The organism is Kitasatospora sp. NPDC059803, from assembly GCF_042732255.1.
Classification (GTDB): Bacteria; Actinomycetota; Actinomycetes; order Streptomycetales; family Streptomycetaceae; genus Kitasatospora.
Genome location: NZ_JBHWIJ010000018.1, coordinates 25,580 through 47,583, shown reverse-complemented (window position 1 = coordinate 47,583; position 22,004 = coordinate 25,580). Strand labels below are relative to the sequence as shown.

16 protein-coding genes and 1 pseudogene are annotated in these 22,004 nt (G+C 73.7%); 10 read left to right on the top strand and 7 right to left on the bottom strand.

Features of this window, described 5'->3' with window-relative positions; all coding sequences use genetic code 11:
* Positions 1 to 41: 41 nt before the first annotated feature.
* The gene (locus ACFV6I_RS05080; RefSeq protein WP_380423613.1) at positions 42 to 662 is read left to right on the top strand and encodes a LysE family translocator; all 621 of its coding nucleotides are present in this window, start codon (positions 42 to 44) and stop codon (positions 660 to 662) included.
* Between the two features lie 9 nt (positions 663 to 671).
* On the opposite strand, the pseudogene ACFV6I_RS05075 reads toward ACFV6I_RS05080, so the two are convergent.
* The 5 genes and pseudogenes from ACFV6I_RS05075 to ACFV6I_RS05055 all read right to left on the bottom strand — a co-directional run bounded on the left by ACFV6I_RS05075 (position 672) and on the right by ACFV6I_RS05055 (position 7,632).
* Positions 672 to 1,965, bottom strand: a pseudogene (locus ACFV6I_RS05075) (XdhC family protein).
* 106 nt (positions 1,966 to 2,071) lie between these two features.
* Positions 2,072 to 3,559 (bottom strand): NCS2 family permease, encoded by a 1,488-nt coding sequence (locus ACFV6I_RS05070; protein ID WP_380340184.1) that lies wholly within the window; start codon positions 3,557 to 3,559, stop codon positions 2,072 to 2,074.
* A gap of 334 nt (positions 3,560 to 3,893) precedes the next feature.
* Complete coding sequence (pucD, locus tag ACFV6I_RS05065) at positions 3,894 to 6,263, bottom strand: xanthine dehydrogenase subunit D (RefSeq protein WP_380423612.1); 2,370 nt, start codon at positions 6,261 to 6,263, stop codon at positions 3,894 to 3,896.
* The gene (locus tag ACFV6I_RS05060) at positions 6,260 to 6,748 is read right to left on the bottom strand and encodes a (2Fe-2S)-binding protein (RefSeq protein ID WP_063350020.1); all 489 of its coding nucleotides are present in this window, start codon (positions 6,746 to 6,748) and stop codon (positions 6,260 to 6,262) included. Before ACFV6I_RS05060 ends, pucD begins: the two co-directional genes overlap by 4 nt.
* Positions 6,745 to 7,632, bottom strand: coding sequence for an FAD binding domain-containing protein (locus ACFV6I_RS05055; RefSeq protein ID WP_380423611.1), 888 nt, complete (start codon positions 7,630 to 7,632; stop codon positions 6,745 to 6,747). Before ACFV6I_RS05055 ends, ACFV6I_RS05060 begins: the two co-directional genes overlap by 4 nt.
* Positions 7,633 to 8,083: 451 nt before the next feature.
* Between ACFV6I_RS05055 and ACFV6I_RS05050 the strand changes: the two genes are divergently transcribed.
* Positions 8,084 to 9,676: a PucR family transcriptional regulator gene (locus ACFV6I_RS05050; RefSeq protein ID WP_380340180.1), complete on the top strand. Its 1,593-nt coding sequence runs from the start codon at positions 8,084 to 8,086 to the stop codon at positions 9,674 to 9,676.
* Between the two features lie 139 nt (positions 9,677 to 9,815).
* Here ACFV6I_RS05050 and ACFV6I_RS05045 read toward each other — a convergent pair whose 3' ends face one another.
* A complete protein-coding gene (locus ACFV6I_RS05045) occupies positions 9,816 to 10,964 on the bottom strand; it encodes an alpha/beta hydrolase (RefSeq protein WP_380423610.1) in 1,149 nt (382 codons plus the stop codon).
* Between the two features lie 312 nt (positions 10,965 to 11,276).
* Between ACFV6I_RS05045 and ACFV6I_RS05040 the strand changes: the two genes are divergently transcribed.
* From ACFV6I_RS05040 to ACFV6I_RS05010, 7 genes are all read left to right on the top strand, one after another.
* On the top strand, positions 11,277 to 12,296 hold the full coding sequence (locus ACFV6I_RS05040; RefSeq protein WP_063350024.1) for a sugar ABC transporter substrate-binding protein: 1,020 nt from the start codon (positions 11,277 to 11,279) through the stop codon (positions 12,294 to 12,296).
* Positions 12,293 to 13,324 carry an ABC transporter permease gene (locus tag ACFV6I_RS05035; RefSeq protein WP_063350025.1) on the top strand — a complete coding sequence of 344 codons (1,032 nt, stop codon included), beginning with the start codon at positions 12,293 to 12,295 and terminating at the stop codon, positions 13,322 to 13,324. Before ACFV6I_RS05040 ends, ACFV6I_RS05035 begins: the two co-directional genes overlap by 4 nt.
* Positions 13,321 to 14,217, top strand: coding sequence for an ATP-binding cassette domain-containing protein (locus ACFV6I_RS05030; protein ID WP_380423609.1), 897 nt, complete (start codon positions 13,321 to 13,323; stop codon positions 14,215 to 14,217). The genes ACFV6I_RS05035 and ACFV6I_RS05030 overlap by 4 nt, the downstream gene beginning before the upstream one ends.
* A 2-nt stretch (positions 14,218 to 14,219) precedes the next feature.
* A complete protein-coding gene (locus ACFV6I_RS05025) occupies positions 14,220 to 15,326 on the top strand; it encodes an ROK family glucokinase (protein WP_063350026.1) in 1,107 nt (368 codons plus the stop codon).
* Positions 15,327 to 15,445: 119 nt separating this feature from the next.
* The gene (ggt, locus tag ACFV6I_RS05020; protein ID WP_380423608.1) at positions 15,446 to 17,239 is read left to right on the top strand and encodes a gamma-glutamyltransferase; all 1,794 of its coding nucleotides are present in this window, start codon (positions 15,446 to 15,448) and stop codon (positions 17,237 to 17,239) included.
* 155 nt (positions 17,240 to 17,394) lie between these two features.
* The gene (locus tag ACFV6I_RS05015) at positions 17,395 to 18,198 is read left to right on the top strand and encodes an exodeoxyribonuclease III (protein ID WP_063350028.1); all 804 of its coding nucleotides are present in this window, start codon (positions 17,395 to 17,397) and stop codon (positions 18,196 to 18,198) included.
* A 154-nt stretch (positions 18,199 to 18,352) separates the two neighbouring features.
* Positions 18,353 to 19,000: a hypothetical protein gene (locus ACFV6I_RS05010; RefSeq protein ID WP_380423607.1), complete on the top strand. Its 648-nt coding sequence runs from the start codon at positions 18,353 to 18,355 to the stop codon at positions 18,998 to 19,000.
* A gap of 70 nt (positions 19,001 to 19,070) precedes the next feature.
* Here the strand turns inward: ACFV6I_RS05010 and ACFV6I_RS05005 are convergent, their stop codons facing one another.
* Positions 19,071 to 19,835 carry a lysoplasmalogenase gene (locus tag ACFV6I_RS05005; protein WP_380423606.1) on the bottom strand — a complete coding sequence of 255 codons (765 nt, stop codon included), beginning with the start codon at positions 19,833 to 19,835 and terminating at the stop codon, positions 19,071 to 19,073.
* 234 nt (positions 19,836 to 20,069) lie between these two features.
* Here ACFV6I_RS05005 and ACFV6I_RS05000 point away from each other — a divergent pair, with 234 nt between their 5' ends.
* Positions 20,070 to 21,887 (top strand): DUF2398 family protein, encoded by a 1,818-nt coding sequence (locus tag ACFV6I_RS05000; protein WP_380423605.1) that lies wholly within the window; start codon positions 20,070 to 20,072, stop codon positions 21,885 to 21,887.
* Positions 21,888 to 22,004: the final 117 nt, after the last annotated feature.

The window sequence follows — 22,004 nt, the reverse complement described above, 5'->3', positions numbered from 1 at the left end:
GACCCGAGGGCCCCATCGGGCCTGTGAGAGCATCGAGGCCCATGGAGATGACAACGGCTCTGTGGTCCTTCGCCCTCGTCGTGGGGCTGCTCACGCTCACACCCGGGCTCGACACCGCGCTGGTGCTGCGCACGTCCGCGCTCGGGCGGCGGCGTCAGGCGTGGGGGGTGGTGCTGGGGATCCAGACCGGGACGCTGGTCTGGGGGACGCTGACCTCGGCCGGGGTGACGGCGCTGCTGACCGCCTCGCAGGTGGCGTACGAGGTGCTGCGCTGGGGCGGGGCCGCGTACCTGGTGTGGATGGGCGTCGGCATGCTGCGCAGCCGGGGCGGGGAGACGGCGGCCGAGGAGGAGCCGGTCGAGGGCGGCTTCGGGTACGGCTGGCGGCGCGGCACGCTGACCAATCTGCTGAACCCCAAGGTCGGGGTGTTCTACGTGGCCGTGCTGCCGCAGTTCATCCCCGCCGGGGCCCCGCACTTCGCCGCCGGGGTGGCGCTCACCTGCGTCCACGTGGTGGAGGGCGTGCTGTGGTCGGCCGTCCTGGTCGGCTTCGCCCAGGCGCTGCGCGGCTGGTTGCGTCGCCCGGCCGCCCGGAGGCTGATGGACCGGGTGACCGGCGCGGTGGTGGTGGGCTTCGGCGTGAAGCTGGCGCTGAGCGACTGACCGCCGGCCTCAGGCGGCGTGCGTCCGGTGCGTGCGTCGTGCCCGGGGCTCCTCGGGGGTGGCCGGCGCCTCGTGGTGGATCGGGCCGTCCCCGGCGTTGAGCGGCAGGCAGCTGCCGCCGCGCCGGTGGGCGATGATCTCGGCGGCGACGGACACGGCCGTCTCCTCGGGGGTGCGGGCGCCGAGGTCGAGGCCGATGGGGGAGCGCAGCCGGCCGATCTCGGCCTCGGTGAGCCCGACCTCGCGCAGCCGCGCCTCGCGGTCGCGGTGGGTGCGGCGCGAGCCCATCGCGCCGACGTAGCCGACCGGCAGCCGCAGGGCGCGTTCCAGCAGCGGGATGTCGAACTTGGCGTCATGGGTGAGCACGCAGAGCACGGTGCGCCCGTCGATCCGGTCGAGCTGGGAGTCGAGGTAGCGGTGCGGCCAGTCGACGACGACCTCGTCGGCCTCGGGGAAACGCTGCTTCGTGGCGAAGACGGGCCGGGCGTCGCAGACGGTGACGCGGTAGCCGAGGAAGCGGCCGATCCGGACGACGGCGGCGGCGAAGTCGATGGCGCCGAAGACGAGCATCCGCGGTGCGGGCACATAGGACTCGACGAAGCAGGTGACGGTGCCCTGGTCGCGGTCGTCGCAGGGGCGTCCGTCGAGGCCGAGCACGATCCGGCCGGTGCGTCCGGCGTCGAGCATGGCCCGGGCCTCGGTGACGATCGCCTGTTCCAGCGCGGTCAGGAGGTGTCGTGCGGGGCGCGTGTCCCCGCGGGGGCCGGTGGGGGGGGGGGGGGGGCGCCGCCCCGGGGGGGGGGGGGGGGGGGGCGGGGGGGGGGGGGGGGGCGGGGGGGCGGGGGGGGGAGAGGGCGCCGTGGTGGGTGTCGGCGGTGACGGCGACGGTGGCGCCGACGAGTCCGCCGGGCCCGGCGATCACCCGGGCGAGCGCGACCGGGGTGCCGGAGGCGATGTAGGCGATGCCGGCGTCGAGCCCGTCGTCGGCCCCGGGCCGGATCGGCTGGACGAACACGTCGAGGACGCCGCCGCAGGTCAGGCCGACGGCGAAGGCGTCCTCGTCGCTGTAGCCGAACCGCTCCAGCACGGGTTCGCCGGACTCGATGGCGGCCTGGCACAGCTCGTATACGGCGCCCTCGACGCAGCCCCCGGAGACGCTGCCGATCGCCTCGCCGGCCGCGTCGACGGCCAGGGCCGCCCCTGGGTCGCGGGGCGCGCTGCCGGAGACGCCGACGACGGTGGCCACGGCGAAGGAGCGCCCGGCCGCGTGCCAGGCCTGCAACTGCTCGGCGATGTCCTGCATGTCGGGGAGCTCCTTACACAAGCGAGGGTAGACGGGAGGTGCCGCCGTACGGGAAACGATTCCCGCACGGCGGCGGTGCGGCCAGGCCCTGTCCGGCCGAGAAGGCCTAGTGCACGCCCAGCCAGGACTTGATCGGGGTGAGCGCGAAGTAGACCACGAAGACCCCGGTGAGGATCCACATCAGTGGGCCGGGCTCGCGCCACCTGCCGGTGCCCGCCTTGATGACCGTGTACGAGATGACGCCCGCGGCGACACCGGCGGTGATGCTGTAGGTGAACGGCATCAGGGTGCAGGTGAGGAAGGCCGGGATGGCGACCTCGCGGTCGGACCAGTCGATGTGCCGGGCCTGGCTCATCATCATCGAGCCGATCACGACGAGGGCGGCGGAGGCCACCTCGGTCGGGACGATCGCGGCGAGCGGCGAGAAGAACAGCATCAGCGCGAACACGCCGCCGGTGACGGTCGAGGCGAGGCCGGTGCGGGCGCCGTCGCCGACACCGGTGGCGGACTCGACGAACACGGTCTGGCCGGAGGCGCCGGACAGGCCGCCGATGGCGCCGCCGGCCCCGTCGATGAACAGGGCCTTGGAGAGGCCGGGCATCCGGCCCTGCTTGTCGGCCAGCCCGGCCTCGGTGCCGACGCCGATGATGGTGGCCATCGCGTCGAAGAAGCCGGCCAGCACCAGGGTGAAGACGGCGACCGAGGCGCTGATGGCGCCCAGGCCGTGGCTGCCGAAGGCACCGAAGAGGTCGACGTGGCCGAAGAGGCCGAAGTCGGGCGCGGAGACCGGGCTGCCCGGCCACACCGGGGCGGAGCTGACCCAGGTCTTCGCGGGGAGGTCGGCGACCGCGTTGATGACGAAGGCCGCCACGGTGCCGCCGGCGATGCCGATCAGGATCGCGCCGCGGACGTTGCGGGCCAGCAGGACGAAGATCGTCAGCACGGTGAGGCAGAAGACCAGGACGGGCCAGCCGGCCAGCTCGCCGAAGGGGCCGAGCGCGAGCGGCGTGGGGCCGCCGGTGTGCACGAAGCCGGCCTTGACCAGGCCGATCAGCGAGACGAAGAGGCCGATGCCGATGGTGATGGCGTGCTTGAGCGGCAGCGGGATGCCGTTCATGATCTTCTCGCGGAGCCCGGACACGACCAGCAGGACGATCAGCAGGCCGTAGATCACGCACAGGCCCATGGCCTGGGGCCAGGTGGTGTGCGGCACCACCAGCGCGGATATCACGCCGGAGACCGAGAGTCCGGCGGCGACCGCCAGGGGGACGTTGCCGACCACGCCCATCAGGATCGTGGTGACGGCTGCGGCGAGCGCGGTCGCGGTGGTGAGCTGCGCGTGGTCCAGCTTGAGGCCGTTGACGTCGGCGCCGCTCAGGATGATCGGGTTGAGCAGCACGATGTAGGCCATCGCCATGAAGGTGGTGAGGCCGCCGCGGATCTCGTTGCCGAAGGTCGATCCCCGGGCCGTGATCTTGAAGTACGCGTCCAGTGCGTTCTTCGGCGCGGGGGCCGGGGCGGGGGCGGGCGCGGCGGTGTCGTCCTCGGTGGGTCTCTCTTCCGTGGGGCTGTGTTCCGTGGGGATCTGGGTCATGTCCACTCCCAAGTGTCAAAGGGGGTTGGGGTGGGCGAGCCGACCTGACTGCCAGTCAACGAGGTTGGCGCAGGGGGACTGCTCGACTCACTGGGCGCACTGTGGCGGTGCCTGCGGTGCGTGGGTGGTGCGCACCGCTGCAGAACCCCGGCGTGGGAGAGGCAGCGGGATGGTGCGGTCGCGTGCCGGTGGGTGGTGCACGCGAGTGGGGGTGGCGCGGTGGAGCGGCCCCGGGGCGGCGGGGAAGACGGTCGCCGCCCCGGGGAGGTTCTCCTGCACCCCGGCCGTGCTCCCCGGGGCCGAAGCCCGGGGGAGCTTGCGGGCTCCGGGGGCGTCAGGCCCCGGGGGCCTCCGTGGTCAGGTGCTCGGGCCGGACCGGGATCCGGTTGAGGGCCAGGCCGGTGGCGTTGCGGATGGCTGCCACGATCGACGGCGTCGCCGACACGGTCGGGGCCTCGCCGACGCCGCGCAGCCCGTACGGGGCGTGCGGGTCGGGCAGTTCGAGGATCTCCACCGGGATCGGCGGGGTGTCGAGGATGGTGGGGATCAGGTAGTCGGTGAAGGAGGCGTTGCGCACCTTCCCGTCCCGCACGATGATCTCCTCCATCACGGCGAGGCCGAGCGCCTGGGTGCAGCCGCCCTGGATCTGGCCGACGACGGAGAGCGGGTTGAGCGCCTTGCCGACGTCCTGGACGGCGGTGAGCTCGACGACCTTGACCAGGCCCAGTTCGACGTCCACGTCGACCACCGCGCGGTTGGCGCAGAAGGTGTACTGGACGTGGCCGAAGCCCTGCCCGGTCTCCTTGTCGAAGGGGACGGTCGGACGGTGGTGGTGTTCGCGGGTGAGGTCGATGGCCTCCTCGCCGAGCAGGTCGACCATGGGGACCAGCACGCCGGCGCTCTCCGAGACGACCTTCCCGGCGATCAGCGTGATGTCGCCGTGGGTCCAGCCGTAGCGGCGGCGGCCCTTCTCGATCAGCGCCCGCCTGACCGCCTCGGCGGCCAGCTTCACGGCCCCGCCGGTCATGTACGTCTGGCGCGAGGCGGAGGTCGATCCGGCCGATCCGACCTCGGTGTTGGCCGGGTGGATGGTGACCAGTTCGACGCCCAGCTCGGTGCGGGCGATCTGGGCGTGCACGGTGACGCCGCCCTGGCCGACCTCCGCCATCGCGGTGTGCACCATGGCGACGGGCTCGCCGCCGATCACCTCCAGGCGCACCCGGGCGGTGGAGTAGTCGTCGAAGCCTTCGGAGAAGCCGACGTTCTTGATGCCGACCGAGTAGCCGACGCCGCGCACGATGCCCTCGCCGTGCGAGGTGTTGGACAGCGCCCCGGGGAGCTGGCGCACGTCCGGGTGCTCGGTGTCCAGCGGCGGCGGCAGCGGCATCTCCTTGGCGCGCCGCAGCAGTTCGGCGACCGGGGCGGGCGAGTCGATCTGCTGGCCGGTGGGCATGCGGTCGCCCTCCGACATGGCGTTGAGCTGCCTCAACTCGACCGGGTCCATGCCGAGTTCGGCGGCCAGCTTGTCCATCTGCGACTCGTAGCCGAACGCGGCCTGGACGGCGCCGAAGCCGCGCATGGCGCCGCAGGACGGGTTGTTGCTGTAGAGCGCGATGGCGTGCATCCGTACGTTCGGGATCACGTACGGGCCGTGCCCGAGCGAGGCCGCGTTGCCGACCACGGCGGGCGAGGCGGAGGCGTACGCGCCGCCGTCCAGCACGATCCGGCAGTCGGCGAAGACCAGCTTGCCGTCGCGGGTGGCGCCGTGCTCGTAGTGCATCCTGGCGGGGTGGCGGTGCACGTGGCCGAAGAAGGACTCGTCGCGGGCGTAGACGATCTTGACGGGCTTGCCGGTGTGCTGGGCCAGCAGGCAGGCGTGGATCTGCATCGACAGGTCCTCGCGGCCGCCGAAGGCGCCGCCGACGCCGGCCAGGGTGAGCCGGACCTTCTCCTCGGGCAGGTCGAGCACCGGGGCCATCTGCTGGCGGTCGACGTGCAGCCACTGGGTGGCGATGTAGAGGTCGATGCCGCCGTCCTCGGCGGGCACCGCGAGGCCGGACTCGGGGCCGAGGAAGGCCTGGTCCTGCATGCCGACCTCGTAGTCGCCGCTGACGACGACGTCCGCGAGCGCGCGGACCTCGTTGGTGACGCCGAGGCCGGAGACCAGCCGCTGCTCGTGGCAGATGTTGCCGTACCCGTGCGACTTGTACTCGTGCGGCTCGTGCACGTAGCCGTGGGTGGCGGGGTCGAGGCACTGCTCCTCGGTGACGATCGGGGTGAGCACCTCGTACTCGACCTTGATCTTCTTCACCGCGCGGCGGGCGGTCTCCGGGTGGTCGGCCGCGACCAGGGCGATCGCCTCGCCGTGGTAGCGGACCTTGTCGATGGCCAGGGCCGGCTGGTCCTGGATCTCCAGGCCGTAGTACTTCGCGCCGGGGATGTCCTGGTGGGTGAGGACGGCGTAGACGCCGGGCACCTTGAGCGCCTCGGAGATGTCCACCGACAGGATGGTGGCGCGCGGGTGCGGCGAGCGCAGCGCCGTGCCCCAGAGCATGTCCTCGTGCCACATGTCGGAGGAGTACGCGAACTCGCCCTTGACCTTGAGGTGGCCGTCCGGGCGCAGCGGTGAGCCGCCGATGCCGTCCTTGCTGGCCTGCCGGATGTCCTGGAGGTTCTTCTGCCCCTGGATGGTGCGGGTGGTCATTGCGAAACGGCCTTTCCGGCGCACGTGCGGGCGGACGCCAGCCGCACCGCGTCCATGATCTTCTCGTAGCCGGTGCAGCGGCAGAGGTTGCCCGACAGCGCCTCGCGGATGTCGTTGTCGCTCGGCTGGGCGTCCCGCTCCAGCAGCGCGTCGGTCTGCACCAGCAGGCCGGGGGTGCAGAAGCCGCACTGGACGGCGCCGGCGTCGATGAACGCCTGCTGGACGAGGCCGAGTTCGCCGTTCTCGTCGGTCAGCCCCTCGACCGTGCGCACCTCGCGGTCCTGCACCTGGCCGGCCGCGACCAGGCAGCTGCAGACCGGCACGCCGTCCAGGTAGACCGTGCAGGAGCCGCACTCGCCCTGCTCGCAGGCGTTCTTGGAGCCCGGCAGGCCGACCCGCTCGCGCAGCACGTACAGGAGGCTCTCGCCCTCCCAGACGTCGTCCGCCTCGACCGGCTTGCCGTTGGCGGTGAAAGTCACCCTCATGCCGCGCTCCTGATCTGCTTGCTGTAGTCGTTCCAGGTCCAGGTGAGGGTGCGGCGGGCCATCACGGCCAGTGCGTGCCGGCGGTAGTCGGCGGTGCCCCGGACGTCGTCGATCGGCGAGGCGGCCGCCTTGACCAGCTCGCCGAAGCGCTGGACCACCTCGGCGCCCAGCAGGTCGCCGGACTCCCAGAGGCCGCGCTCGGCGAGCACGCCCCCCAGGTACTCCTCGGCCTCGACGGCGCGGCGCGGCGTGGGGGCGGCCGAGCCGATGCCGGTGCCGACGGTGCCGTTCTTCGGGTGGAGGGCGAAACCGAAGGCGCAGACCGCGATCACCATGGCGTTGCGGGTGCCGATCTTCGAGAACTGCTGCGGGCCGTCCGCCACCGGGATGTGCACGGCCCGGATCAGCTCGTCGGCCTCCAGGCTGTTGCGCTTCACGCCGACGTAGAAGTCGTCGATCGGGATCAGCCGGGTGCCGCGCACGGAGGCGGCCTCGACCAGGACGTCCCGGCCGGCCGCCAGCAGCGCCGGGTGGGAGTCGCCGGCCGGGGAGGCTGCGCCGAGGTTGCCGCCGACGCCGCCGCGGTTGCGGATCTGTGGCGAGCCGACGGTGTGGGCCGCCAGCGCAAGCCCGGGCAGCGGCCCGGACAGCTCGTCGATGATCCGGGAGTAGGGGACGGAGGCGCCGAGCCTGACGACGCCGCCGTCGTTCGACCACTGGGTGAGCTCGGTGATGCGGTTCAGATCGAGAATCGCGGATGGCCGGTGCACGTCGAAGTTCAGCTCGACCATGACGTCCGTACCGCCCGCGATGGGCAGTGCGGTCGGGTGCTCGGCCTTCGCCGCGAGTGCCTCGTCCCAGGTAGCGGGCCGAAGGAACTCCATGCGGGTGTCTCCTCAAGTCGTCGCCTGCCGGACGGGTGGGCACAGTGCCCGGAACTCGGTGTTCGGACCTCTCAACCAACCGCTTCGTCGCCTCCGCGTCGGGCCCCGGTCACCGGGCTGCGTCCGGCGGCGTGTCGCCCAGTGAACCGCCGCGACGGGGCCCACAGGCAGTCACCGATGGCATGAAGCCCCGGCTGTGCTCCCGCCCGGCATCCTGTACGTTCCTCTAAGGAGAGGAATGCGCAGCCCAGGTGTTCACCAGGTGCTACCTACGACCGTAATCCGGCCGTGATTCGCAAGCGACGGGCCCGTGATCCGGTCGCCCGCCCGGACGTGACGACAAGTACGGATGTTCGGGCACACTGTGACCCCCGACCGAACGCTCGGGCCTCCCCCGTTCGGCCCACCCCCTCAGCCCCATCCCACCCTCAGCCCCGTTAGGAGTCCGCGGATGCGTGTCCGTGACCTGCTCGCCCCCGGCGCCCCGCGACTGCGCCTGCTCGCGGCCGAGGACGAGCTGGACCGGCAGGTCAGCGGCGTCATGACCACGGACCTGCACGACCCCGGCCGCTACCTGCACGGCGGCGAGCTGGTGCTCACCGGCATGCTGTGGCGCACCGCCCCGGCCGACTCCGAGCGGTTCGTGCGGACCATCGTGGCCGGCGGCGCGGTCGCCCTGGCGGCCGGCGAGGCCGAGGTCGGCCCGGTGCCCGAGGACCTGGTGGAGGCCTGCCGGCGGCACCGGATGCCGCTGCTGGCCGTCCCCGACGACATCGCCTTCGGCACCGTCACCGAGTTCATCGGCCGCCAGGTCTCCGCCGACCGCGCCGCCGACCTCGCCGCCCTCGTCGACCGGCACCGCCTGCTGGTCTCGGCGGCCGGCGGCGGCGGGCTGGACGCGGTGCTGGACCTGCTCGGCGGCGACCTCGACCTCGACTGCTGGGTGCTCACCCCCACCGGCGCGGTGATCGCCGGCCCCGCCGACCGCCTCCCGGCCGAGGACCGCGACCAGCTGGTCCGCGCCCACCTCGGCGCCCAGCGCCAGCGCCGCCGCCCCCCGCACCGGGCCCGCCTGGCCGGCGGCTCCTACTCGCTGCTGCCCGCCCCGGCCTCGGCCGACCACCAGGCGCCGCTGGCCGACTGGGTGCTCGCGGTGGCCGGCGACGTCACCGAGTGGACCGCCAAGCGCCAGCAGCTCGCCGAGAACCTGGCCCGGCTGGTCGCCGCCGAGCGCCACCGCCGCGACGAGGGCCGCCGGCTGCGCCGCCGCCTCGCCGACGAGGTGCTGGCCCTGCTCCAGCGCGACGCCGACCCGGCCGAGATCAGCCGCACCCTGTACGCCTCCACGGCGATGGCCGCCCGCTACGAGAGCGTCGAGCCCAAACCCCAGGCCCAGGACGGGTCCTGGCTGGTGCTCAGCGCCGAGGGCACCGGCCTGCCCGAGGGCGTGGTGCGCGCCGTCCTGGAGGAGGCGCTGGGCGGCACCACCGACCGCGCGCTGGTCGCCGGGGCCGGCTCCGGCGCCGTCGTGGTGCTGCCCGCCCTGGACGGCCCGGTGCCCGCCGAGACCCTGCGCGACCTGCTCGCCCCGCTGGAGGCGGGCCTCGGCTCGGAGGGCCGGATCACCCTCGGCGTCTCCGCCCCCGCCTCCGAGGCCGGCGGCCTGCGCGGCGCCCTGGAGGAGGCCCGGCACGCCCGCCGGATCGCCGCCGCCCGGGTCGGCCGGGTCTGCGTGGCGGGCCCCGAGGAGCTGGCCTCGCACGTGCTGCTGCTGGCGGCCGTCCCGGACGAGGTCCGCCGCGCCTTCCGCAGCCGGCTGCTGGACAAGGTGATCGCGTACGACATCGAGCACCAGGCGGACCTGGTCCGCACCCTGGAGGCGTTCCTGCGCTCGGACGGCTCCTGGACGCGCTGCGCCGCGCAGCTGCACGTCCACGTCAACACCCTGCGCTACCGGATCGGCCGGATCGAGGAGCTGACCGGCCGTGACCTCTCCCGGCTGGAGGACCGGGTGGACTTCTACCTGGCGCTCGAACTGGCCTGACGGGTCGGGACGGCCGGGTCCGAGGGCTGGGTCTGACGGCCGGGCCTGAGAGCCGTGCCGCATGCAGGAGGGGCCCGCCGCGAGTGCTTGCGGCGGGCCCTCCTGCATGATCGTTACTGCGTGGGACTACTGCGTGGGACTACTGCGGCGGGATGACCGAGGTCATCCACTCGAAGATGCTCGGCACCATGGTCTTCCACAGCTCGGTGGTGTGCGGGCCGTTGCTCTCCTGGACCTGCACCTTGGTCGGCTCCTTGGCCGCCGCCGCGATCGCCTGGCCGTCCTCCAGGCCGTCGCCCTTCTTGCCGCTGATGTAGAGGCTGACCTTCGGCGGCTGCTGGGCGCTCTTGAGGATGTTGACCGGGTTGTTGGCCTCGCGCAGCTTCGGGTCCTTGCCGACCAGGGAGTCGTTCTCGGACGCCGGGTCGTTGTAGCCGGACATCGAGATCGCGGCCCGGTACCGGTTGGGGTGCGCCAGGGACAGCTTGGCCGCGCAGTGGGCGCCGGCCGAGTAGCCGGCGATGCCCCAGCGGTCCGGGGACGGGTCGGCGCGGAAGTTGTCCATGATCATCTGCGGGACGTCCCGGGTGAGCCAGGCGTCGGCGTTGATCTTGCCGGGGATGTCGGTGCAGCCGGCGTCCTGGTGGTTGCCGAGGAGCAGGGTGCGCGGCGAGACCAGGATGAACGGGGAGACCTTGCCCTGCTGCATCAGCGGCTTGAGCTGCTCGGAGACCTTGAGGGTGCCGTACCAGGTGGAGGAGGAGCCCGGGTAGCCCGGGATCAGCTCGACCACCGGGAACTTCTTGTCCTTGAACGCCGGGTCGTTGTACTGCGGCGGCAGCCAGACCAGGACCTCGCCGTCGACCCCGGACACCTGGCCCTTGAGCTCGGTCTTCTGGACGTCGCCGGGCACCGCCGGGTCGCCCACGCCGGCGAACTTCTGGAGCGCCTTCGGCGGCTGCTTGGCCGCGTCGCCAGTGCCCTGGCCGGCGCCGTCCTTGCCCGCGGCGGCGCCCTGGTCGGCCGGCGCCACCTGCGGCACGGCCCGGACGTGGTCGCCGGTGCCGAGCAGGTCGTCCCAGTTGCCGTAGATCAGGTTGGCGTTGTTGACCATCACGAAGACCATCAGCACGGCCGTGATCTGGCAGAACATGATCATGACGAGCCTGGACAGGATCCGCACCGGGTTCGGCCCGCGGACCTTGCCCCAGTACAGGAGCGCCACCGCGATGGACACCGGCACCAGGATGACGGTGAGGATGAAGAATGGCGTACCTGTCAGTTGCATCAAGTTCTCGTATCCGGGTTGCTGGCCGCCCGAGCCCCACTCGCCCGAACGCACTCCAATGGCATTGGACGGCGCTGAACCGATGATCGGTTGCCATCCGAATCTGTGCGGAACCTGAGAGGAACATCACGTTTCCTGTGATGTTCCTGTTTCGGGTCGGCGCTAAGTCTGCCACCCGGACGGCCGTCGTCCGGACGAGATGTCCAGCGAACTTCCAGGAAGGTCCCCCGGGGCACCTTACCTCCCGCGTCGCGGGCGCCGCCGGGCGAGGCGGTGTCATCCACGTGCCGCCCGGCCAGAGAGACTAGGGGGATGAGCACAACCCGCTTTCGCCCGTCCCGCCGCTTCTGGCCCGTCTGCGCCCTCCTGGCACTCGCGGTCACAGCGGCCGGTTGCAGCAGTACCGGAGGCCGCCGTGCCGAGGAGGCCCGCGCCAAGGCGTCGGCCGCCGGCGGCAGCGCCGTCACCACCCCGCGCTGGAAGGTCGCCATGGTGACCCACGCCGGGGCCGGCGACGCTTTCTGGGACAGCGTGCGCAAGGGTGCCGAGCAGGCCGCCGCCAAGGACAACATCACCTTCCTGTACTCCAACGACGCGCAGACCCAGAACCAGGTCCAGCTCGTCCAGGCCGCCATCGACCAGAAGGTCGACGGCCTGCTGGTCACCCTCGCCAAGGGCGACGCCATGGCCGACGTCCTCGGCAAGGCCAAGGCCGCCGGCATCCCCGTGATCACCGTCAACTCCGGCCAGGAGTACTCCGCCAAGTTCGGCGCGCTCACCCACATCGGCCAGGACGAGTCCACCGCCGGCCAGGCGGCCGGCACCGAGCTGGCCGGCCGCGGCCGCAAGAACGTGCTCTGCGTCATCCACGAGCAGGGCAACATCGGCCAGGAGCAGCGCTGCTCAGGCGCCCAGTCCAAGGCCGGCGGCGCCTTCCAGGTGCTGTACGTGGACGGCGTCAACATGCCCGACGCCCGCGCCGCGATCTCCGCCAAGCTCCAGGCCGACCCGGCCATCGACACCGTGCTCACCCTCTCCGGCCCGATGGCCGCCACCGGCCTCCAGGCCGTCCAGGACGTCCACCGCGCCGTCGAGCTCGACACCTTCGACCTGGGGCCGCAGGTGGTGGCCGGCCTCAAGTCCGGCTCCGTCGGCTTCGCCGTCGACCAGCAGCCCTACCTCCAGGGCTACGAGGGCGTCGACCTGCTCTGGCTGTACAAGTCCAACCTGGACATGCTCGGCGGCGGCAAGCCCGTCGCGACCGGCCCGCAGATCCTGACCAAGGACGACGCCGACGCGCTCGCCGAGTACGTCGCGAGGGGGACCAGGTGAGCACCACCGACGTCCTCGCCCAGGACCGCCCGGCCGCGCTGCGCCGCCTCCTCGCCCGCCCCGAGCTCGGCTCGCTGATCGCCGCCGTCGCGGTGTTCACCGTCTTCGCGGTGGCCGCCGAACCCTTCCTGCGGGTCTCCTCGCTGGGCACCGTGCTCTACGCGGCGTCCACCATCGGGATCATGGCCGTCCCGGTCTCGCTGCTGATGATCGGCGGCGAGTTCGACCTGTCGGCGGGCGTGCTGGTCACCACCGCCGCGCTGACCTCCTCGATGGTCTCCTACCAGTTCACCGCGGTGACCTGGGTCGGCGTGCTGGTCTCGCTCGCCGTCACCCTGGCCGTCGGCGCCTTCAACGGCTGGATGCTCGGCCGCACCCGGCTGCCCAGCTTCATCGTCACCCTCGGCACCTTCCTGATGCTGACCGGTGCCAACCTCGGCGTCACCAAGCTGGTCTCCGGCACCGTCTCCACCAAGCCGATCTCCGACATGGAGGGCTTCGCCGCCTGCCGCTGGCTGTTCGCCTCCGAGGTCACCGTCGGCGGACTGACGATCAAGGCCACCGTCTGGTGGTGGCTCGGCCTGCTCGCGGTCGGCAGCTGGGTGCTGCTGCGCACCCGCTTCGGCAACTGGATCTTCGCCGTCGGCGGCGACGCGGACGCCGCCCGCGCGGTCGGTGTGCCGGTCGCCCGCACCAAGACCCTGCTCTACCTCGGCGTCGGCTTCGGCGCCTGGGTGCTCGGCCAGCACCTGCTGTTCTCCTTCGACACCGTGCAGTCCGGCGAGGGCGTCGGCAACGAGCTGATCTACATCGTCGCGGCCGTCATCGGCGGCTGCCTGATCACCGGCGGCTACGGCTCGGTGGTCGGCTCCGCGCTCGGCGCGCTGATCTTCGGCATGGCCAGCAAGGGGATCATCTACGCCCAGTGGAACCCGGACTGGTTCAAGTTCTTCCTCGGCGCGATGCTGCTGCTCGCCGCCCTGCTGAACGCGTACGTCAAGCGCCAGGCCGAACGGGGGCCCCGATGAAGACCGAACTGCTCGCCCTGGAGGGCGTCGGCAAGAGCTACGGCACCGTCCGCGCCCTCCAGGACGTCTCGCTCACCCTGCACGCCGGCGAGATCAGCTGCGTGCTCGGCGACAACGGCGCCGGCAAGTCCACCCTGATCAAGATCATCTCCGGGCTGCACCAGCACGACGAGGGCACCTACACCGTCGGCGGCGAGGAGGTCCGGCTCGACTCCCCGCGCCAGGCCCTGGACCGCGGCATCGCCACCGTCTACCAGGACCTCGCCGTCGTCCCGCTGATGCCGGTCTGGCGCAACTTCTTCCTCGGCTCCGAGCAGGGCCACCGCCGCTGGGGCGGCCTGCGCCTGGACGCCGAGGCGATGCGCGCCACCACCCGCGAGGCGCTCGCCCGGATGGGCATCGACCTGCACGACGTGGACCGCCCGATCGGCACCCTCTCCGGCGGCCAGCGCCAGTGCGTCGCGATCGCCCGGGCCGTGCACTTCGGCGCCAAGGTGCTCATCCTGGACGAGCCGACCGCGGCGCTCGGCGTCAAGCAGTCCGGAGTGGTGCTCAAGTACGTCACCGCCGCCCGCGACGCCGGGCTCGGGGTCGTCCTGATCACCCACAACCCGCACCACGCGTACCTGGTCGGCGACCACTTCACCCTGCTCAAGCGGGGCCGGATGGCCGGCAGCCACCCGCGCACCGAGATCGGCCTCGAACAGCTCACCACCGAGATGGCCGGCGGCTCCGACCTCGCCGAACTCTCGCACGAGCTGGCCCGGCCCACCGAGCCTGAGCCCCGCACCGAACCCCAGCCCCGCACCGAACCCCAGCCCCGCACCGAACCCCGGCCCCGCACCGACCCCGAGCCCCGTCCTGACCCCGAGCCCCGTGAGGAGCGTCCGTAGCCGTGACCAGCCCCCAAGGCAGCACCCGGCCGGCCGTCCTGCCCACCCTGCTCGGCCTCGGCCCCCGCGCCGAGCGCCGCCGCCGCGCCCTGCCCGCCGGGATACTGCGACTGCCCACCATCGGCGTCGACATCGGCGGCACCAAGGTGGTCGCCGGAGTGGTCGACGGCGAGGGCACGGTGCTGGAGAAGCTGCGCACCGACACCCCCGACAAGAGCAAGAGCGCCAAGGTCGTCGAGAACGTCATCGTCGACCTGGTGCTGGAGCTCGCCGACCGGCACGACGTCCACGCCGTCGGCATCGGCGCGGCCGGCTGGGTCGACGCCGACCGCTCCACGGTGCTGTTCGCCCCGCACCTGAACTGGCGGGGCGAGCCGCTCCAGCAGGCGCTCAGCGAGCGGCTGCGCTTCCCGGTGATCGTCGAGAACGACGCCAACGCCGCCGCCTGGGCCGAATGGCGCTTCGGCGCCGGGCGCGGCGAGGACCACATGGTGATGCTCACCCTGGGCACCGGCATCGGCGGCGCCGTCGTCCGCGACGGCTACGTCGACCGCGGCAAGTACGGCCTGGCGGGCGAGTTCGGCCACATGCAGGTGCTGCCCGGCGGCCACCGCTGCCCGTGCGGCAACCGCGGCTGCTGGGAGCAGTACTCCTCCGGCAACGCGCTGGTGCGCGACGCCCGCGAACTCGTCGCCGAGGAGTCCCCGGTGGTGCAGCCGCTGCTCGCCCGGGCCGGCGGCACCGTCGAGGGCATCACCGGACCGCTGGTCACCGAGGCCGCCCGGGCCGGCGACCCGACCGCCACCGAACTGCTCTACGAGGTCGGCACCTGGCTCGGCGTCGGCATCGCCAACCTGGCCGCCGCGCTCGACCCGGGCCGCTTCGTCATCGGCGGCGGCGTCTCCGAGGCCGGCGACCTGCTGCTCGGCCCGGCCCGGGACACCTTCCGCCGCACCCTCACCGGGCGCGGCTTCCGGCCCGAGGCCAGCATCGTGCACGCCGCACTCGGCAACGAGGCCGGCCTGGTCGGCGCCGCCGACCTCGCCCGGCAGGTCGCCCGCCGGTTCCGCACCATCAAGCGGCGCCGGGTCGAGCGCAGCGGCGTCTGACCGTCCCCTCCCCGATCGCGTCGACCGCGTCAACTACCGGTTGGTAGCGGTGCGGTGTGATTGTCGGGATCATGCCTCCTGTGAGACAACGGAGTTGACGTCGACTCAGGAGGACTCGGATGAGGGCTCTGGCCCGGATCGCACCACCGCTGCTGCTCGCCACCGCCCTGGTCTGGTCCTGCGCCGGGCCGGCCGGGGCGGCCGGGGCGGCCCCGCCGCCGAAGGCCCCCGAGGCGGTGGGCCGGGGCGGAGCGGTGGCCAGCGTCGACGCCGACGCCACCGCGGCCGGCATCGAGGTGCTGCGCAAGGGCGGCAACGCGGTCGACGCGGCGGTCGCGACCGCGGCCGCCCTCGGCGTCACCGAGCCCTACTCCTCCGGCATCGGCGGCGGCGGGTACTTCGTCTACTACGACCACGCCACCGGCCGGGTGCACACCATCGACGGCCGCGAGGTGGCCGGCCGCACCGCCGACAGCGGGCTGTTCCTGGAGGACGGCAAGCCGCTGGCCTTCGCCGACGCCGTCACCAGCGGCCTGTCCGTCGGCGTCCCCGGCACCGCCGCCACCTGGGACACCGCCCTGCGCCAGTGGGGCACCCGCACGCTCGCCGACGCCCTCAAGCCCGCCGAGCGGATCGCCGACAACGGCTTCGTCGTCGACCAGACCTTCCACGGCCAGACCGCCGACAACTACGACCGGTTCAAGGACTTCCCGGACACCGCCAAGCTCTACCTGCCCGGCGGCAAGCCCCCCGAGGTCGGCACCGTCCTGCGCAACCCCGACCTCGCCGCCACCTACCGGCTGCTCGCCAAGGACGGCGTCAAGGCCTTCTACCAGGGCGACCTCGGCAAGGACGTGGCCGACACCGTCCAGCACCCGCCGGTCGACCCGGCCTCCGGCCGCAAGGCCCGCCCCGGCAAGATCGACACCGCCGACCTCGCCGCCTACCAGGTCCGCCGCCAGGCGCCCACCCACGTCCCGTACCGGGACTACGACGTCTACTCCATCGCCCCCTCCAGCTCCGGCGGCACCACCGTCGGCGAGGCGCTCGGCATCCTGGAGGACGGCGACCTCGGCGCGTACAGCGACACGCAGTACTACCACCACTTCCTGGACGCCTCCCGGATCGCCTTCGCCGACCGCAACCGCTGGGTCGGCGACCCGGCCTTCGGCGACGTCCCCACCAAGGAACTGCTCTCCGCGCGCTACGCCGCCTCCCGGGCCTGCCTGATCAGCCCCGACCGCGCCCTCACCAGCCCGCTCGCCCCCGGCGACCCGCGCCACCCCGCCGACTGCGCCGAGGCCGGCCCCGCCGTCGCCGAGCCCTACGAGGGCCCCAACACCACCCACCTCAGCGTGGCCGACCGCTGGGGCAACGTCGTCTCCTACACCCTCACCATCGAGCAGACCGGCGGCAGCGGCATCACCGTCCCGGGCCGCGGCTTCCTGCTCAACAACGAGCTCACCGACTTCGACTTCACCCCGCTCACCCCGGGCGTCCCCGACCCCAACCTGCCCGGTCCGGGCAAGCGGCCGCGCTCCTCGATCTCCCCGACCATCGTGCTGCGCGACGGCGAACCGCTGCTGGCCACCGGCAGCCCCGGCGGCGCGACCATCATCACCACCACCCTCCAGGTGCTGCTCGGGCGGCTCGACCGGGGCCTGAGCCTGGAACAGGCCATCGCCGCACCGCGCGCCAGCCAGCGCAACACCGTCGCCACCCAGGCCGAGCCCGGCTTCCTGGCGCTGCCCGAACGGGCCGCCCTGGAGGCGCTCGGGCACAGCTTCACGTCCGTCGCCGAGATCGGCGCCGCGACCGGCGTCGAACGGCTGCCGGACGGGCGGTGGGTGGCCGCGGCCGAACCGGTCCGGCGCGGAGGCGGCTCCGCGGCGGTGGTCCGGCCCACGGGCTGACCGGGCCGCAGGCCGGCCGGACCGCGCTGTCGGTGCCGGGCGGTATGTTCGGGGTGGGCGTCCCCTCGGGGGGGTGCCCGCCCCTCGTCTTGACCGGACCGCCCGTCCGTACCGAACCGCCCGTCCGTACCGAACCACCGGGAAGGCCGCCCGCCGTGACCGTCCGCATCGCCACCTGGAACATCAACTCCGTCACCGCGCGGCTGCCCAAGCTCCTGGAGTGGCTGGAGAGCGCCAAGCCCGACGTGCTCTGCCTCCAGGAGCTCAAGTGCGCGGCCGACGCCTTCCCGTACGAGGAGGTGCGCGCCCTCGGGTACGAGACGGCGGCCCACGGCACCGGCCGGTGGAACGGCGTCGCGATCGTCTCCCGGCTCGGCCTGGACGACGTCGTGCGCGACCTGCCCGGCCAGCCCGGCTACCTCGCCGACGGCGCCCTGCTGCCCGACGTCGAGCCGCGCGCCGTCGCCGCCACCTGCGGCCCGGTCCGGGTCTGGTCGGTCTACGTGCCCAACGGCCGCGAGGTCGACCACGCCCACTACCGCTACAAGCTGGAGTGGCTGCAGGCGCTGCGCACGGCCGCCACCGAGGACGCCGCCGGGCCCCGCCCGTTCGCCGTCCTCGGGGACTTCAACATCGCTCCCGCCGACGAGGACGTCTACGACGTCGCCGCCTTCGAGGGCCTCACCCACGTCACCCCCGCCGAGCGGGCGGCGCTGGAGGCCCTCGGCGAGGTGGGCCTGCACGACGTGGTGCCGCGCCCGCTCAAGTACGACCGCCCCTACACCTACTGGGACTACCGCCAGCTGGCCTTCCCCAAGAACCGGGGCATGCGGATCGACCTCACCTACGCCAACAAGCCCTTCGTGGACGCCGTCACCGACAGCTATGTGGACCGCGAGGCCCGCAAGGGCAAGGGCACCTCGGACCACGCGCCGGTCGTGGTGGACCTCGACCTGTGAATCACCCTGGGTGAGGGGCGGTAACCCGAACGGTCCCGACCGGTGGCCGGGTCCGGGCGGGCTGCCTACTGTCGGGCATAACCGGGTGCAGTTGTTCGACCACGTGGACATCGGAGTCCCCCCGGCTGCGCCCGAGAATCCCGGAGGTTCCGGCATGCGCCCCATGCGTACGGCCGCCGCCGCCCTGATCGGCGCGACGGTGCTGACCGGCCTGACGGCCCCCCTTGCATCCGCCAGGGACGGCTCGGCCTCGGTCAGCCCGTCCCAGGCCGCACCGGGCCAGACCGTGAAGCTCACGGTCTCCTGTGAGAAGTCGGACAAGCCCGACGCCAAGACCATCACCGCCCACTCCGCCGCGTTCGAGGGCGGTCCGGCCACTCTCACCCTGGGCTCCGACGGCAAGCACAGCGGCTCGGCCCGGCTGGCCGGCCAGCACTCCGGGGACAACAAGATCGACGGCACCTGCCCGGACGGCGGGGCGTTCTCCACCAAGGTCGCGGTCGCAGGCGTCCCGGTCGCCGGCTCTGACAAGGGCTCCGACAAGGGCTCCGAGAAAGGCCCCGAGAAGGGCCCTGAGAAGGGTCCCGAGAAAGGCCTCGGCGACTGGGGCAAGGCGGCCGGCGAGTGGGCGGGTTCGCTCGGCCAGTCCGGAGCCGGCGGCCAGCAGGTCGCCCCGCACGGTGCCGTCAACACCGGCCTCGGCGGTTCGGTCGCGGCCGATCCGGCGGAGCTGGCCGGGGGCCTGGCCCTGGTGGCGGGCGGCGTCGGAGGCTTCTGGCTGCTGCGGCGGCGCGGTGCCTGATGGGCACCGCGCCTTTTTGTCTTTCCCGCGCGCCGTCGGACCCTGACCGGGCCGGCGGCGCACAGGCGTGTCAGCCGGCCTGCGGCGCGGGCTTGCGCTGCTGCTGAGGCCCGTGCCCGAGTTCGTGCTCGTGCTTGTGCTCGTGCCCGAGTTCGTGTTCGTGCCGGAGGGTGCCGCTGGCCAGCAGGTACTGGGCCAGGACGTACGTCGCCATGATCCAGAACTGGTGCCCCGGCAGCTCCCGCCACTTCGCCAGCTGGGTGGCGATCAGCGTGTCGGACAGCAGGAACAGCGCCCCGCCCAGCCCGGTCCGCCAGCCCAGCCCGGCCGAGGTGACGGCCGTGGAGGCGAGCAGCAGGCTGTAGCCGGCCACCGGGATCCGCAGGTCCCCGAGGTCCGGCCAGAGCTGCCCGACCATGGCCACCCAGGCGGTTGCGTACGCGGCCGCCACCACCAGGGCCCGCCGACGGTCGGTCAGCGCCCCGCGCCGGACGAACATCGTCACGTAGCAGATGTGCGCCGCCGCGAACGAGCCCATCCCGGCCAGGAACGCGGTGTCGTTCTTCAGCTGGAGCAGCACGTCCCCGCCCGCGCTCAGCAGCAGCGCCGGGGCCAGCGGCTTCGGTGCCCGCCGCCCGGCGCCGGCGGCCGCGGCGACGCTGTGCGCGGCCAGCAGCGGCATCAGGGCCGGCTTGGTGGCGTTCTGCAGCACGGACGCGCCGGAGGCGATCGCGCCCAGGTGGGTCGCCGAGGCGGCCGCGAAGCCGCCGAGCAGGCCGGCGGCCGAGCGCAGGCGGCCGCCGAGGACGGCACGGGTGGTCGTACGGATGCTCATGCGGCTGCTGACCTCCGGGGTCGGGCGGTGGGGGAGTGGGACGAACCCTAGGCGACCCGTCGGTGCGGCGGAAGAGCGGGTTACCGGTGCGTAACCCGGGCGGTGTGGGGCGGGTGACGGCGTGGCGCCGGGTGCGGGCCGGTGGGTGGCGTAGCGGAGGGCCGCCGGTCACTTCGGCGCGCGGCCGGTTGCTGCCACCGGGTGACCCGGCCACCGTCTAGTCTGGTCCCCGACATGGAGCAGCAGGAGTACGCGGTCGGCGCCACCCGGGTGGCCACCGGCAGGCCGGACGGGCGCACGGGCGGGACGGGGCGGAGGGCCACCGACGCCCTCCTCGCCGTACGCGAACCCGCAGCCGGGGCGGCGCCCGAAGCCGTGTCCGGCCCCCGTGCTGACGCCGCGCCGACCAGGCCCGCCCCCGAGCCGGGCGCCGCTTCCGCGCTCTCGTCCGACCCGGGCCTGCTCCGGCTCGCCCACTGGTTCGCCGCCGCCACCCCCGGCACCGCCGACGACCTGTGCGCCGCCTCCTTCGGCCTCTACCCGGCCCGCCATCTCGGCGCCCCCGCCGAAGCGGCGCCCGACGCCGACGTCAGCTGGTGGCACGGCCCCACCGCGCACGCCACCGCCACCCCGCGCTCCCGGGAGCCCCGCCCCGTCGGCGGTCTGCGCCGTGCCCGGCGGGACGCCTCCGCACTGCCCGTCGTCCGGTCAGGCGCCAAGCCGGGTAGGCCCGGAAGGCACCGCAAGCCCGAGCGCACCCGCCCGGTGCCGGGCGCGCAGGATCGCTCCGGCCAGGACCTTCCGATACCGGCCCCCGCCCCGGCCCTGCCCGCCGCGGACGTCTCGGCCCCGGCCCTGCCCGCCGTCGATCTGCCCGCCGCCGAGCGCCGGATCGCTGCCCGGCTGCTGCTCGCCCACCCGCTGGTCACCGCGTCCGGCCCGCACGCCGACGGCTTCCCGCTGATCCGCCGTCACCGCGACTGGCTCGTCGAACGCTTCGACGCCCTGCTCGGCTACCGGCTCGTCGTCGGCCCCTGGCACGCCCGGCTCTGCAAGGCCGGCCTCGGCCCCGGCGCCGCCCGCCGCCTCGAACACCCCGCGACCGGCGCCCCGTTCACCCCCGCCGGTTACGCCCAACTCGCCCTCGCCCTTGCCCTGTTGGTCGACGCACCCGAGCAACTGCCGTACGGGCGGCTGCTCGACGCCATGCGCGCCGCGGCGCCGGGCCTCGCCGCCGGCCCGGCCGACCGCGCGATGGCCCTCGCCGCGCTCGCCGACTGGCAGGTCCTCGGCGACCTGCCGGCCGGCGGGGCCGACCCGGCCGACCCCGCCGCCCGGGCCGCCGTACTGACCGTCGACCGCGAACTCGCCCGTGCCGTCCCGGCCGGCCCGCCCGCCCTCGCCGACGACGCCGCCGACCTGATCCGCCGTGCCGCGGACGCCGAACCCGCCACCGCGGTGCGCCGCCTGCTCGCCGAGACCCCCGCCGTCCTCGACGCCGACCTCCCCGAGGACCGGCGCGCCTGGCTGCGCGAGCACCGGCTGAGCGGCCCGGCCGCGCTCGCCGACTTCCTCGGCCTGGAGGCCGAGCTGCGGACCGAGGGCGTCGCCCTGCTCGACCCGGCCGACGAGCTCACCGACCTCGTCTTCCCCGGCGCCGGCCCCCTGTCGCAGGCCGCCCTGCTGCTGCTCGAAGGCCTGGTCGAGGAAGTCCGCCCGCTGCCCGGCGAGACCACCGCCGGCGGCGACGTCCCGATCCCCGACGCGCTGATAGACGGCCTCCTCGGCGACATCGCCGACGAGTACGGCCTCCCGGCCCGCTGGCGCCGCGACTACCTCGCCGACCGCACCGCGCTGCGCCGCGACGCCCTCGACCTGCTCCACAACCTCGGCCTGATCACCCCCACCCCCCGCGGCAGCCGCCCCCCGGGCTGGCTCCTGCGCCCGCCCGCCGCCCGCTACGCCCCCGCCCCGGACCTCCACCCCGTCCCCGGCACCGGCCGCCACTCCCGCCCCGCGCCGGCCGGGGCCCGGGAGCAGCGGCGCGCCTGAGGCCGGTCCGCCGCCCCGCTGCGCCGTCGCGCTCCGCTGCCCCGCTGCGCCGTCGCCGGAAAGGCGGAAGCACCGCGTCCGGGGGCGGACGGCGGTGCTGAGGGGGTGGATCGGACG